Origin of the sequence: Corallococcus sp. CA041A, from assembly GCF_003612075.1 — a bacterium.
GTDB classification, from domain to species: Bacteria; Myxococcota; Myxococcia; order Myxococcales; family Myxococcaceae; genus Corallococcus; species Corallococcus exiguus.
Genome location: NZ_RAWF01000698.1, coordinates 1 through 422, shown reverse-complemented (window position 1 = coordinate 422; position 422 = coordinate 1). Strand labels below are relative to the sequence as shown.

Sequence of the window (422 nt, the reverse complement as noted above, 5' to 3'; positions counted from 1 at the left end):
CCGCGGCCTCAACCACCGGCAGATCTGCGCGCGCCTGGTGGAGCACCTGATCGCGCTCAAGCGTGCCATCGGCTTCCATGAAACCCTGGGCCTGCACGGCGTGCGCACGGCCGATATCCCGTTCCTGTCGCAACATGCGATGGACGACCCGTGCATCCTCACCAACCCGCGTGCGTCGAGCCAGCGTGATGTCGAGGTGGTCTATGGCGAGGCCCTCTGACGAGCAGCAACGGGCGCTGGCCGGGCTGCTGGGGCTGGGCGATCACTCGGCGCGCAAGAGCCATTACCCGGAGCTGGCGGCGCGCCTGGACGAACTGGAGGCCGAGCGCAACCGCTACAAATGGTTGTTCGAAAACGCCGTGCACGGGATTTTCCAGGCCAGCCTGCAAGACGGCATGCGTGCCGCCAACCCGGCGTTGGCA

General features: G+C 67.1%; 2 protein-coding genes. Both read left to right on the top strand.

Annotation, left to right across the window (positions count from 1 at the left end):
• The coding region (locus tag D7V77_RS42735) for an iron-containing alcohol dehydrogenase (protein ID WP_120581782.1) at nt 1–220 on the top strand (220 nt) is incomplete at its 5' end.
• Nucleotides 204–422: hypothetical protein (locus tag D7V77_RS42730; protein ID WP_199734023.1), on the top strand; the 219-nt coding region annotated here is incomplete at its 3' end. The genes D7V77_RS42735 and D7V77_RS42730, both read left to right, overlap by 17 nt.